Here is a 12,842-nt window from a genome sequence, read left to right on the forward strand (position 1 = left end):
GCTAATAAATTAATCCCCTATTTTAGGGTCGGCAAAGGTATAAATAAAATTGAGTTATTCAAACCTCAGTTTCAAGTTTTTACAATATCTTTTTTGACAAATAAGAATCGCATCATTTAAAACGTTATTTAGAGACGTACAACCCCACTAACAACACAATATATTGAACAACAAAATAGTCCTTATTATCTATATACTATCATGTTTTTATGGTAACGCACAGAATTTGCGCTTAATATACAAAGCAGGCAACTTAAAAAATCAAGCTAGTTTAGATAGCCTAACGACATTCAATAATTTTAAAGATTACAAAACATTAAAAAAGTCAAACGACAGTACAATTAATGAATTATATCAAAAAGGTTATATAAATCTATTGACTCAACCTTTAAAAAAAATAAATGAAAACACTTATACCCAACTTATAATTCTCAATAAGAAATACAACACTATAGAATTAATTGCAAATCCATTAAATACAGAAATCGACAGCTTAATTGAAATTGCGCTTTCGCGAAAGCGTAACCAAAATTATATACCCATATCGGACATAGAAAAAAAATTAAATGAAATCCATTCATTCATAATAAATAAAGGCTTTTCATTTCTAAAAATAGAATCGCAACTTTATCAACCTAAAAAAGGAGACACTTTAACTTTATATATAAATTTATCTGTAGAAGGAAAAAGAAAAATTAACAAAATAAAAATAAAAGGCTATGAAGACTTTCCAAGAAAATACCTCAACAGAATCAATCGTCAACAACTTTTACTTAACAACAAAAATCTTGATAACATTACAACAGACATAAAAAAAATCCCTTTCATTAAAATAACGAAAGAACCCGAGATTCTTTTTAAAAAAGACTCGACAATAGTATATATATACCTAGAGAGAAAAAACAACAATACAGCAGACGGGTTGATAGGCTTCAACAATTCTGTTAACGGTAAATTAGAACTAAATGGATATATTGATCTGTCGCTTCACAACAATCTAAACAAAGGTGAGAAACTAACCATTGTATACAGAGGTGAAAATGAAGACCAAACAAGATTAGATATCCAAACAGAATACCCTTATCTTTTCAAAACCAACATAGGAGTTACGGCAAGCCTAAATTTATTAAGAAGAGACAGCACATACCAAAACTCAACTATTACAACGGGATTATTCTACACTATCAATCCACTAACTAACCTAGGTCTATCATACAAAAAAACGAATCCACTGTCAATGAAATAAGCCAGACTTCTAATAACTTCACAAGCGACAATATATTTCTAGGCATCTCGCACAAAAAACCTAGCAACGAAGATATCTTTACTAACGACTTTATAGCATCGATACAAATTGGTATCGGAAATCGAACATTAGAAAACAACACAAGTAGACAAACATTTATAAATTCCACTGTGCATCAAAACATCTATATAGACCCTAAACAAAGTATACATTTAGAAAACCATATAAAATATATCGGTAGCAAGAACATACTTTTTAACGAGCTTTTTCAAGTTGGTGGCAATAATAGCATCAGAGGATTTAATCAAAATAGTATAGACACTTCTTTCTTTACATCAATTAATACTGAATATAGATACCGTCTAGCTAACGGAATTTACCTACACAGCATCGTTGATTATGCTGTTTTTGAAGACTACAACACAAAACAAACACAAAATTTATACGGAATTGGCTTTGGTACAGCAATTTTAACACAGTCCGGTATATTGAGATTGAGTGTAGCAAACGGATCATTTTCTGGAGCTAACATGGACTTTTCCAGCACAGTAGCTCATATAAACCTCCAAATTAAATTCTAGAATGTTACCTTAATGTTAACTATCACTTAATTAATTGCATAATTTGATAGGATAAAAGTTGTTTTATTAACTATTATTTGTGACTTTTGGCTTTGGCTAATTCAAATAAATCAAAAATGAAAACAAAATTAAATGGAATTTTGACGCTGTTCTTAGCGTTAGTTGTGCAATTTGCTATTGCACAGACAGTGACCGGTAAGGTTACTGATTTAGCAGGTGAACCAGTATTAGGAGCGACCGTCTTGATTAAAGGTAGTTCAAACGCTACGACAACAGATTTTGATGGTAACTATTCCATCAACGCAAGTAATGGCGATGTATTAGTTTATTCTTTTGTAGGCTATGAAGCCCAAGAAATAGCTTTTACAGGTCAATCTACAATCAATGTTACTTTAAAGGCTTCCTTAGACACTGTGGTTATCACGGCTTATGGTAGTCAAAAAAGGGAAGACCTAACATCAGCGGTAACTGTAGTTGGTGGTGAAGCGATTGAACAAGTGCCAATTGCATCTGTTGACCAAGCTTTACAAGGTTTAGCACCAGGTGTAGATGTATCTGTTTCTTCAGGACAACCGGGACGTAGAGGTAACGTTATTATTAGAGGTAGAGCTTCGATTAGTGGAGGAGTTAACCCTTTATATATCATTGATGGTGTACCTGTAGATGCTGATACTTTTAGAAGTATTAATAATAATGACATCGAATCTCTTTCTATTCTAAAAGATGCTGCCGCGACTGCTCCTTATGGAAACAGAGCAGCAAATGGTGTTATTTTGATTACCACTAAACGAGGTAAATTTAATTCTCCTTTAAAGATTCAATATAGAGCATTATCAGGATTTTCAACCTTAGTATCACCACAGTTTGAAGTTATGAATAATGAGCAGTATTTAAGATTTTCAAGAGATCAGTTAGGATCTGGATTTGGTGTAGGATTATCAGATGCAGATATTGCAGCTACTCCAAACGCAAATTGGTTAGATGTACTAACAAGAGATGGAAACACTAATAGCCATGAGGTTAATTTCACACAAGGAACTGACAAAACAAGAAGCTATACATCTTTGGCTTATTTTAATCAAGAAGGTGTAACTAATAGAAGTAAATTAGAACGTTTTTCTTTTAGAACTAATTACACTAATCAGTCATCTGATAAGTTTCACTACAACACTCAATTAAGTGTTAGTTATAGTAAAAACGACTTTGTAGTTGATAGAGATAGATCTTCAAGTTTATTTGGAGCAAATAGTGGAGGTCAATTAGACAACCCTTTTATTGTACCTTACCTAGCCTTACCATTCTTAGACCCTTACAATGCAGATGGATCTATTAATTATATAGGAACTCAACAAAGTGGTGCTCTTGATGCAAATGGAAATATTAATCCTGATGGAGCGAATGGATTTGTAAACACTCCATATCTTGCATTAAATACACAAAGATTTAATACAGACCGCGAGTCTGAATTTAAAGCAATCGGTACTGCTGATGCGAAGTGGTTAATAAATGATAAATTTGATCTAGGTGCAAGAATTGGACTAGATTACAATAATTCTCAAGAATTAAATATAGTGTCTCCAAACAGCCTTAGAGGTTTAGTTTCACCAGACGTTACTGCAGAATTTAAAGGTTCTCAAACAGAAGGTTATATTAGAAGTTTTGTTGCTAACGTAAATCCTTATTTAAGTTATAATGACCAATTTAATGATGTTCACAATGTTAACGCATCAATTAACACTGAGTATAATTACACTAATTTTCAGACTGCGTTTTTCCAAGCATTTGGATTAAATCCTAACTTACCAGGTAGTGGTAGCGGTTTTACTGATGGAAACGTGGACCCATTGTATATTCCTAATGTAGGTTCTTCTGAGTCAGAATTAGCTTTATTTAGTGCTTTTATATTAGCTAACTATAATTATGATAACAAGTATGGTCTTAATGTAAACTTAAGACGTGATGGATCATCTAGATTCTCTGAAGAAAACAGATGGGGTACATTCTGGTCAGTTGGTGGATATTGGAATGCTCATAAAGAAGACTTTATGCAAGACCAAGATTTATTTAACACTTTGAAACTTAGAGCCTCTTACGGAAGAGTTGGAAATCAAGCAGTAGGCGGATTCTATGTAGGATTAGAGCGTGTATCAAATGTAACAGGTTACCAAGGACTACCTGGATACCGACCAACATCATTAGTTGCAGATGATTTAGTATGGGAAATCACTAAGCAAGCCAATTTAGGTGTTGAATTTGGTATGTGGAAAGATAGATTAACAGGAGTTGTTGAGATTTATAGAAATCAAACTGACAATCTTTTCTTTGCCTCGCCAGTTAGTTTATCTTCTGGATTTGCCACTGTTACTAAAAACGTTGCTGGATTAAGAAACGAAGGTGTTGAAATCGGATTAGATTATAAGTTGATAAACAACGATGATTTAAGATGGAGTGTATTTGTTAATGCTGCATTTAATCAAAATGAAATTACAAGTTTAGCTCCAGGATCTGAATTTTTAGATCAAGGAACTACAGCATTACAAGTTGGTGAGTCTTTAAGAACATTTCACTTAGTTGAATGGGCAGGAGTTAACCCAGCTACTGGTAATCCTCTGTATCGTGATATTGATGGTAACTTAACCGAAACATTTAATGAAGGTAGAGATAAGAAATTTACTGGAAAAACAGCAGATCCAAAATGGACAGGTGGTTTCGGTACAAATATTTCTTATAAAGGATTCCAACTTAATTCTTTATTCTCATTTGTAACTGATAGATGGAGAACTAATGGATCATTGGGTATTTTAGAGGATGTTAGCTTAGCTGGATTTGCTAATCAATCAACTAGTATGTTAGATGCATGGCAACAGCCAGGAGATATCACTGATACTCCATCAATTGCTTCAGGATCTACACGTTTACAATTACATGACAGATATCTAGAAGATGCATCTTATTTAAGATTAAGAAACGTTACTTTATCTTATTCTCTTCAAGATAACGCTCTAGATAAAATTGGATTCTTAAAAGGATTAAGAGTATATGCACAAGGTACTAATCTCGTTACATTTACTAAATGGAGAGGATTTGATCCAGAATCAACATTCACTTCTTCGTTCTTTGACTATCCTGCTGTTAGACAATACACTTTCGGTCTAGATATAACATTATAAAAAAGCAAAATGAAAAATTTAATTAAATTATTATTTGTTGCCGCAGCTCTAGTGAGCTGTGACGACTCATTAGACAGATTGCCTGTCGACCAACTTGTTCCTGCAACTGCTTATAATACAGTTGAAGATTTACAATTAGGTGTTTCAGGAATGTATGATACTTACCCTACATTCTCAGAGCTATTGGTAAACTCACTAGCTACAGATAATACGGTAATTGGTGAAGATAACGGTGGACAAGATGTTCAATTACACAATCTAAACCTGAACCCATCTGGTGGAGATCAAGGTATCTATTCAAGCTATAGTAGATTAGCTAATCTTGCGTCACGTGTTATTGAAAACGCAAGCTTTTTAAACATCGATTCAGCAAATACTGATGACATAGCTACAAGAGATAATCTTGTTGGACAGGCATATGCAACTAGAGCATTTGCACACCTAAAGATGTTTGAATACTTTACACCTGACTACACAAATCCAAGTGGTCTTTCTGTACCTTACGTTGATTTTGTAGCTTTAAGTAGTGATTTCCCTGCAAGAGAAACTGTTGCTGACTTTGCAGCTAAAATAGATGCAGACTTTACCCAAGCTGAAACTTTATTAGCTGACAACAATGGAATCGATGTATTCAATAAGAATTCTGTAACTTTCATGAGAGCAAGATTTGCACTAGCTACTGGAGCAAATATCGATGCTATCAATTTTGCAACTACATTGATTTCTAATTCTGGTACTTCTCTAGCAAATCAAACTGCTTATGTTAACATGTTTTCAGATTTAGATCAGTCTGAGGTTATATTCCAAAGAGTATATACTCAAGCAGATGCTGCGAGAATAGCTGGCCCATGGTTCTTTACTGGTACTGGAGGAGAGAAATGGGAAGTTTCTAATGATCTATTAGCTGAAATTGACCCTATTAATGATCCTGCGAGAGCACAAGTTTTAGTTTTAAACGGAGCAACTAGCGCACCATTCGGAGTTGGAAAATATCCTGGAAGTAATGGATTGAACTTCTTAAACAACATGAAAGAAATGAGAATATCTGAACTTTACTTGATACGTGCAGAAGCTCATGCAAGAGAAAATCAACTAGGACAAGCAGCTAGCTCAATTCAATCTTTAAGAGATCAGAGATTAGTGTCTAGTCCAGTTGTAGCTTATACTACTCAAGCAGAGGCTTTGGATGATATCTTGGCTGAGAGAAGACTTGAATTAGCTTTTGAAGGACATAGATGGAAAGACCTGAAAAGATTTAACCAAGGATTTACAAGAAATGCTATGGATTGTGGTGGAGCTACACCTTGTCAATTAAACGCAGGTGATTTTAGATTCACGCTTCCTCTTCCTCTAACTGAAGTACTAAATAATCCTAACATCACAGAAAACAATCCTGGATACTAAAACTTATAATTATGAAAAAAATAAAATATATATCACTTGCTCTAGCTTTTATAGCTGCATTGAGTAGCTGTGATGAAACAGAACCAATTATATATAACGGTGGAGGTGATGCCTTAATTACCTTTAGTCAATCTCAATATAATCTTGAGATAGTTATTGATGATGTAGGTGATTTAGAGGTGCCAGTGAACGCCTCTACCCTTTCTTCTGAAGATAGAACATTCAATATAGAAGTAGTAATGGATGGGACAACTGCTCTTGACGGTTCATACAGCGTAGCAAGTTCTGTTACCATTCCTGCAAATCAATATCAAGGTACATTTACTATTAATGGAACTGACATCGCAGGAGTTGATACAAATCCTTTAGATTTAGTTATAGGTATTACTGATGGAGATGGATACGTAACTGGAAGTAATTCAATCGTAAAAGTTTTACAAATTTGTCCAGTTGATGAAACATTCTTTACAGGTGATTATCAGATGTTACATTTAGTTTTTAATGGTTTTGGTGTACCTACTTTTGGGTCTGGCAAAATGGTTGAATTAGAAAGACCTGCTGGTAATACTAGAACTTTTGACGCTCCTTACGGACCAGATCTAGGAACATTTAGCACGGTAACTTGGGAATTCAATTTATCTTGTAATGAAATTGTATGGTCAGCTAGTCAGGATGCTTTAGTAGGCTGTGCTGCAACAGCTGCAAACATAGAACTTAGTACTGCTGATCCTGCTTTTGGTAATGGTACATATGACCCACTTAATGATGCTACATTTACAATGAATTTTGTTGATGATGATGTAGATGACTGTGGAGCAAGAACAAACGTTTCTATTCTTATGACTAAAATCTAGTCTTAGATTTATATTTATCAAAACGCCTCAACCATTGGTTGGGGCGTTTTTTATTTACATACATTTGCAATATGGAAAAGACTACATACATTTATGGCTTGCGTGCGATTATAGAAGCTATAGAAAGCGGACAAAACTTAGGTAAGATCTATTTACTTAGAGAGGCTGAAGGTGTTCTAATGGGACAACTAAAAACGTTAGTAAATAAACATAAAATAACCAACTCTTTTGTACCGGCAGAGAAATTAGATAAGATATCAAATCATGGAAATCACCAAGGTGCTGTAGCCTCCATATCTCCTATAGATTTTGCTTCACTTGAAGAGATTCTAGAAAAACGCAATGTTGAATCTAAAGAAATCTACCTTCTATTAGATGGCGTTACAGATGTAAGAAATTTTGGTGCTATCATAAGAACAGCAGAGTGTACTGGCGTTAGCGCTATAATTATTGGAGAAAGTGGATCGGCACCAATTAATCCAGCTACGATTAAAACTAGTGCAGGGGCTGTATTTAATATACCCATCTGTAAAGTCTCACATATAAAAGATGCCGTTTTCCTAATGAAAGCTTACGGTATTACCACCATAGGCGCCACTGAAAAGTCAGCCAAAGTAGTATATGATGTTGACCTTAATCAATCCATAGCACTTATCATGGGAAGTGAAGATCGTGGTATTAACCCTTCAACTCTGAAGGTGATTGACGAGCCTATTAAACTACCTATGAAAGGAGATATCGCCTCTCTTAATGTATCAGTAGCATGTGGAGCAATCTTATATGAAATTGTAAGGCAGCAAGGATAGGATAGGATACTATTCTTCTTCATCCAATTCAATGAAGTTGCCATTCTCGTCAAATTGCCGCATGAATGGATCATCATCTATATTAAAGTCAGGATTCTCCCATTGGTATTTCATTTTTTCGGGCAATTTATTTTTAGTCACAATAGCTAGAATTATTCCTACTACTCCACCACTCAAATGGCCTTCCCAAGAAATACCCGTTTTTAACGGCAATACATACCATACCATACTACCATAAAAAAAAGTAACTACAAAACTTAATGCAAGCATTCTATAGTGCTTAGTAAATACGCCTTTAAAAAATAAGAAGCTAGCTAGCAAGTATATTAAACCACTTGCTCCTATATGATATGATGGTCTACCGATAATCCAAGTCATTAAACCACTAAAGATTAAACCTAAGCATAAAACTTTAAAACTAATACTTCTATAAAAGTAACTGAGTGCAGTAACTAAAACTAAAGATGGTAACGTATTGCTCCATAGGTGTCCCAGATCTGCATGTATGAATGGGCTAAAAATCACTCCTTTTAATCCACTCCATTTACCAGGTCTAATACCTAAATTTGTGAAGTTAAAATGATATTTAACCTCGATAGTATAAACCAACCAGATCAAAATTATAAACACTAGTGCTGGTAAAACGGTATAGATATCAAATTTAAAATATTGAGAATCTTTCATACTTAAGAGATATCAAGAACACAGCCAAAAGGAAATCTAGAAAAAGTGTCATGACAATATAGTTTTTGGATTTAAATCGTAATAATAAATTACAGCTATTCCTATCTTCGTACAATGCTTAATTCACCACTTGCCGAACGTATAAGACCTCAAAATCTTAATGACTATTTAAGTCAAAATCATTTAATAGGAGAAAAAGGTACACTGAGACAACATATTCTTAATGGGACTATACCTTCATTAATTTTATGGGGACCACCAGGCACAGGTAAAACAACACTAGCAAACATCATCGCTCAAGAAAGTAAACGTCCGTTTTACACTCTCAGTGCTATTAATAGCGGTGTCAAAGATGTTAGAGAAGTCATAGACAAGGCAAAAAATTCTGGAGGTTTGTTTACAGCAAAAAACCCAATATTATTTATAGACGAGATTCATCGTTTTAGTAAATCACAACAAGATTCTTTGCTAGCAGCTGTTGAAAAAGGATGGGTTACCCTAATAGGCGCAACGACTGAGAATCCAAGCTTTGAAGTCATCCCTGCATTATTATCCAGATGTCAAGTTTATGTATTAGACGCTTTCGCGAAAGCGGACCTAGAAGAACTACTACATAGGGCTATAAAGGTAGATGAAGTATTAAGTAATAAAGATATCACACTTGCCGAAACAGAGGCTCTACTGCGCATAAGCGGCGGTGATGCTAGAAAGCTGCTCAACATATTTGAATTAGTGATTAACAGTCAACCATTAGGCCCTATTGTAATTACTAATGAATTAGTTTTTGAACAAGTACAATCTAATCCTGCTAGATATGATAAGACTGGAGAACAGCATTATGACATTATAAGTGCTTTTATTAAATCTATAAGAGGAAGTGATCCCAATGCTTCAGTATACTGGCTAGCAAGGATGATTGAAGGTGGAGAGGATTTAAAATTTATAGCACGACGTATGCTTATTCTTGCCAGTGAAGATATAGGGAATGCAAATCCAACAGCTCTTATTATGGCTAATAACGCATTTCAAGCGGTCTCTACGATAGGTTATCCAGAATCTAGAATCATCTTGAGTCAATGTGCTATTTACCTCGCAACATCAATTAAAAGTAACGCTTCTTATCTAGCCATAGGACAGGCTCAACAAATTGTTAAGCAAACAGGTGACTTACCAGTTCCATTAGGCTTAAGAAATGCTCCTACAAAGTTGATGAAAGAACTAGGATATGGTCAGGAATATAAATATGCTCACGATCATCCTGGCAACTTTGCTCAGTATGACTTTTTACCTAAAGAGATTAGTAAAACAAAATTTTTTGAACCAGGTAATAATCCTAGAGAGCAAGCTCAAAGAGAGTTTTTAGAGAAACGCTGGAAGGATCATTATGATTATAAGCCTAATAAAGGTTGAATAGACATTAAATCGTGAACAACGACCTCATCTTGTGGTATTTGTTGATTTGTAGTATGAAACCAAATCGTTTTTAAACCTATGCGTTGAGCTCCTAGTATATCTGCTGCATAACTATCTCCTATCATTAAACTATTTTCCACACTTGCTCCAGCCATTTCTAAAGCTTGATAGAAAATTTGAGGCGCAGGCTTTTTATATCCGGCAGCCTCTGCAGTGAGAACAACATTGAAATAATCACTCAACCCAGCTTTATCAATCTTATTTTGTTGTACGCCATTAAAACCATTAGTTATTAAATGCATTTTAAACTTACCTTTAAGATTATCTAATAGTTCCGTACATCCAGGAAAGAGATGATTATTATTAGGCAAGTATTGAATGTATAAATCTGCAAAAAGATTTATTTGATCATCATTTATAGTATAGTTACAAGCCTCAAAAGCAGTTTTTAATCGTTGATAACGCAATTCTTCTTTTGTAATTAGATTTTCCCTAAATTTTCTCCAAAACTCTAAATTGAGAGGTTCATAAATATTGATGAATGTATCTAAATCGAGTTTAATATCATGTTCTTCAAAAATTTGTTTGTAAGCTAACTTACTATTCAAGTCAAAATCCCATAACGTGTGATCTAAGTCAAAAAAAAGATGCTCTATATTTTTAAACATGATATGTCAATAATTTTTAATGATGGTGTATATATGAGACCGCTTTTTTAAATCCAATTGAGCGTTATCAAAAATTACTATAAAATTACCCGTGACAGAATGTGCATATTTGAGTAGCTTATCAATAATGGCTTGCTGACCATTAAGCATAAAATGTTCTATGCTTCTATAATGTAACGCATATGGATAAACCCTTAAAGGAGTTTGCACCTCATAATCTAAATCATAAAAGTAAAACGAATGACTGGTACTAGCTCTATAACCTGGTATGTTTGTATATCCCATACTATAATCTTCTATCGTATCCATATCTACTAATTGTTTGTAATGTCCAGGCATTGAGATCTTAGAAAATGCAGTCATCGTTTTAGATAGAGGTCGATTAGTAATGCTCTCATATCTTTCTGTTTCATTAGTAATTTTATTTTCTCCATTTGCATAAGAGAACCTCAACCCTATTTCTACATAGTCTGATATATGCTTAATAAGTTCGCGATGAATTCTAGAGCGATATGAGACTCCATTATCAATATAATTGTAATCTCCTAGATGAAATAAAAACAGTACTCGCCTGCTGTATTTAAGCCTTTTGGGGAGTTTAGCTATGCTTTCTCTGTAAATCCTGAGAATGATATCATAAACATCATAGGGATCCTTAGTAAGTCTTAAATGAACTCCTATTTGTCTAAATAATTTCCTTAACCTTAACTGACGTAAATTTTCATATAGGGAATGGATGACGGGTACAATCGCTCTATTTTTATATTGAAAAATGCTAGCCGTTTCAAAGGCAGTGATGATTTGTGTTTCTCGCTTTCGCGGAAGCGTAATGTCAAATCGCTTTTCTAGTTCTTCACCAAGTCGATTAACCCATAAGTCTAATAGTGGTACTTCTAAAAAGTGATGTTGTGCAGCGATACTAGCTGAGGCTGTAAAACGACCTAAACTATCTTTTACTTGAGGTAAATATTCTTCATACCTAGTTAGTAAATAAAAACTAGCCGCAAATACATCAAATGGTAAATCACTTCTGTCTGGCGCCTTAAAAAATATGGGCAATTGACCCCATTTATGTACTTCTATTTTATGATCGTCTATACCTACCTCATTTAAAAGTCCATAGGACCATATAAAAAATTCATCACCTAAAGGCTTTTTACCATAAGAAAACTTAGGTCCTTCATGTGCTATAAATTCACTAAGATCTGATGTGAAATCAAACGGTATCTCTAGCAATCTTTTAAAGATATGCTTAAATATATATTGTTTGCGAGAAGATAATTTATTAGTAAAAATTAAAACCATTACATCAAATTATGATCTGCAAAACTGTAAAAGTTCTCGCAAGTGATTATAAGATGATCGAGTACTTTAACATCCATTATTTTACCAGCTTCTATCAACTTTTGTGTGAGTCGCTTATCATCCATGCTAGGCATTAATTTCCCGCTAGGATGATTGTGCGCTAGAATCATTGCTACGGCAGCTTCTTCAACCGCTTTTTGAAATACAATGCGTGTATCTACCATAGTACCTGTAAAACCACCTTTACTTATTTGATGTTTTGCTAATACTTTATGGCTATTGTTAAGATATAAGATCCAAAATTCTTCATGTGGTAAATCACCTATAATAGGTTGTAATACATTAAAGGCATCATCACTGCAGGTAATAACAGGTTTAGAAATAGGTATTTCACTAGCTCGTCGTTTACCTAACTCCATGGCAGCGGCTATAGTTATTGCCTTTGCCTCTCCTATTCCCTTAAACTTCATTAATTCTTTAACACTCAATTTTCCTAATTTATCAAGTGAATTACCTGCATGATTGAGGATTAACCTACTTAATTCTACCGCACTCATTTCTCTACTACCACTACCTATTAAAATAGCTATTAATTCTGCATCTGATAATGCACTACTACCATTAACTAGTAATTTTTCACGTGGTCTATCATTTTCAGACCAATTTTTTATAGAGAATGAAGTGGATTCTTGAGTCATGCTATAAATATAG

11 protein-coding genes are annotated in these 12,842 nt (G+C 34.1%); 7 read left to right on the forward strand and 4 right to left on the reverse strand.

Annotation, left to right across the window (positions count from 1 at the left end; genetic code table 11):
* Window positions 1-163 precede the first annotated feature (163 nt).
* The 6 genes from BST92_RS02270 to rlmB all read left to right on the forward strand — a co-directional run bounded on the left by BST92_RS02270 (window position 164) and on the right by rlmB (window position 8,061).
* On the forward strand, window positions 164-1,246 hold the full coding sequence (locus BST92_RS02270) for a BamA/TamA family outer membrane protein (RefSeq protein ID WP_146105084.1): 1,083 nt from the start codon (window positions 164-166) through the stop codon (window positions 1,244-1,246).
* A 170-nt stretch (window positions 1,247-1,416) separates the two neighbouring features.
* Window positions 1,417-1,827, forward strand: coding sequence for a BamA/TamA family outer membrane protein (locus tag BST92_RS02275; protein ID WP_105069990.1), 411 nt, complete (start codon window positions 1,417-1,419; stop codon window positions 1,825-1,827).
* A 116-nt stretch (window positions 1,828-1,943) separates the two neighbouring features.
* Window positions 1,944-4,997, forward strand: a complete 3,054-nt coding sequence (locus BST92_RS02280) for a SusC/RagA family TonB-linked outer membrane protein (protein WP_105069991.1) — start codon at window positions 1,944-1,946, stop codon at window positions 4,995-4,997.
* A 9-nt stretch (window positions 4,998-5,006) separates the two neighbouring features.
* A complete protein-coding gene (locus tag BST92_RS02285) occupies window positions 5,007-6,401 on the forward strand; it encodes a RagB/SusD family nutrient uptake outer membrane protein (RefSeq protein ID WP_105069992.1) in 1,395 nt (464 codons plus the stop codon).
* Window positions 6,402-6,412: 11 nt separating this feature from the next.
* The gene (locus BST92_RS02290; protein ID WP_105069993.1) at window positions 6,413-7,255 is read left to right on the forward strand and encodes a hypothetical protein; all 843 of its coding nucleotides are present in this window, start codon (window positions 6,413-6,415) and stop codon (window positions 7,253-7,255) included.
* Window positions 7,256-7,326: 71 nt separating this feature from the next.
* Window positions 7,327-8,061, forward strand: a complete 735-nt coding sequence (gene rlmB, locus BST92_RS02295) for a 23S rRNA (guanosine(2251)-2'-O)-methyltransferase RlmB (RefSeq protein ID WP_105069994.1) — start codon at window positions 7,327-7,329, stop codon at window positions 8,059-8,061.
* Window positions 8,062-8,070: 9 nt separating this feature from the next.
* Here the strand turns inward: rlmB and BST92_RS02300 are convergent, their stop codons facing one another.
* On the reverse strand, window positions 8,071-8,745 hold the full coding sequence (locus tag BST92_RS02300; protein ID WP_105069995.1) for a rhomboid family intramembrane serine protease: 675 nt from the start codon (window positions 8,743-8,745) through the stop codon (window positions 8,071-8,073).
* A 114-nt stretch (window positions 8,746-8,859) separates the two neighbouring features.
* On the opposite strand from BST92_RS02300, the gene BST92_RS02305 reads away from it, so the two are divergent.
* Entirely contained in the window at window positions 8,860-10,155 is a 1,296-nt protein-coding gene (locus BST92_RS02305) for a replication-associated recombination protein A (RefSeq protein WP_105069996.1), read from the forward strand.
* Here the strand turns inward: BST92_RS02305 and BST92_RS02310 are convergent.
* From BST92_RS02310 to radC, 3 genes are read right to left on the reverse strand one after another with little or no spacing between them, the layout of a single operon-like run.
* On the reverse strand, window positions 10,134-10,826 hold the full coding sequence (locus BST92_RS02310; protein ID WP_105069997.1) for a YjjG family noncanonical pyrimidine nucleotidase: 693 nt from the start codon (window positions 10,824-10,826) through the stop codon (window positions 10,134-10,136). The two genes, BST92_RS02305 and BST92_RS02310, sit on opposite strands and share 22 nt — an antisense overlap.
* A 6-nt stretch (window positions 10,827-10,832) precedes the next feature.
* Complete coding sequence (locus BST92_RS02315; protein ID WP_105069998.1) at window positions 10,833-12,131, reverse strand: DUF7033 domain-containing protein; 1,299 nt, start codon at window positions 12,129-12,131, stop codon at window positions 10,833-10,835.
* Entirely contained in the window at window positions 12,131-12,829 is a 699-nt protein-coding gene (gene radC, locus BST92_RS02320) for a RadC family protein (protein ID WP_105069999.1), read from the reverse strand. The genes BST92_RS02315 and radC overlap by 1 nt, the downstream gene beginning before the upstream one ends.
* Window positions 12,830-12,842: the final 13 nt, after the last annotated feature.

The organism is Nonlabens arenilitoris (assembly GCF_002954765.1).
Taxonomy (GTDB): Bacteria; Bacteroidota; Bacteroidia; order Flavobacteriales; family Flavobacteriaceae; genus Nonlabens; species Nonlabens arenilitoris.

Excerpts from the sequence above, each read along its gene's own strand:
- BST92_RS02315 (WP_105069998.1), bottom strand. The coding sequence starts at position 12,131 with ATGGTTTTAATTTTTACTAATAAATTATCTTCTCGCAAACAATATATA.
- BST92_RS02280 (WP_105069991.1), top strand. The coding sequence starts at position 1,944 with ATGAAAACAAAATTAAATGGAATTTTGACGCTGTTCTTAGCGTTAGTT.
- radC (WP_105069999.1), bottom strand. The coding sequence starts at position 12,829 with ATGACTCAAGAATCCACTTCATTCTCTATAAAAAATTGGTCTGAAAAT.
- BST92_RS02305 (WP_105069996.1), top strand. The coding sequence starts at position 8,860 with ATGCTTAATTCACCACTTGCCGAACGTATAAGACCTCAAAATCTTAAT.
- BST92_RS02310 (WP_105069997.1), bottom strand. The coding sequence starts at position 10,826 with ATGTTTAAAAATATAGAGCATCTTTTTTTTGACTTAGATCACACGTTA.
- BST92_RS02290 (WP_105069993.1), top strand. The coding sequence starts at position 6,413 with ATGAAAAAAATAAAATATATATCACTTGCTCTAGCTTTTATAGCTGCA.
- BST92_RS02300 (WP_105069995.1), bottom strand. The coding sequence starts at position 8,745 with ATGAAAGATTCTCAATATTTTAAATTTGATATCTATACCGTTTTACCA.
- BST92_RS02285 (WP_105069992.1), top strand. The coding sequence starts at position 5,007 with ATGAAAAATTTAATTAAATTATTATTTGTTGCCGCAGCTCTAGTGAGC.
- rlmB (WP_105069994.1), top strand. The coding sequence starts at position 7,327 with ATGGAAAAGACTACATACATTTATGGCTTGCGTGCGATTATAGAAGCT.